Annotated in this window: 1 pseudogene; it reads right to left on the bottom strand. The window is 27.7% G+C overall.

Annotation, left to right across the window (positions count from 1 at the left end):
* Window positions 1-481 (bottom strand): annotated as a pseudogene (locus tag GBZ86_RS16690) (terminase large subunit); the annotation flags it as partial.
* Window positions 482-541 lie beyond the last annotated feature (60 nt).

Raw genomic sequence — 541 nt, 5'->3', positions numbered from 1 at the left:
ATACTATTTTTTCTTTAGTATAGTAAAAAGCTTTTTTTAATTTCCTATTACCATCTATCACCTCATAAACATCTTCAAAACTTGTTTTAGCCTGTTCTTCACAGTTAGCCACAATATCTACATTGTACTTATCTAATCCATGAAAGGCTGTAGTTAAATACCAGGAAACACCACTAATAAATCCATTCTTACCATTTCCCCTACCCATCATTAAAAAGATGGTACTCCAAACTAAGGTATTATCCTCATAATAACAATGGATTAATGCAATAACAAACTTTTCCCAAGGAAGTAATTTAAATTTAAAATATTCTTCTATTTTAGTTATGGCTGTTTCTATTTTCTCATTATGAATAAATACATTAGGCTGTGATAATTTTTCCTTAACTAAATTAATACACTTTTTTATATTAGTGCAGCTCTCAACACTTCCACTTTCTATAAGGTTAATGTATTCATCAATATATTTATTAAATATCATCATAATCCTCGATTTTTGGTGATGGCTTTAATCCTAATTCATTAAGGATCTTTAACATTT

The sequence above is a fragment of the Clostridium tarantellae genome, assembly GCF_009295725.1.
Taxonomy (GTDB): Bacteria; Bacillota; Clostridia; order Clostridiales; family Clostridiaceae; genus Sarcina; species Sarcina tarantellae.
This window is presented reverse-complemented; position numbering and strand designations above follow the sequence as displayed.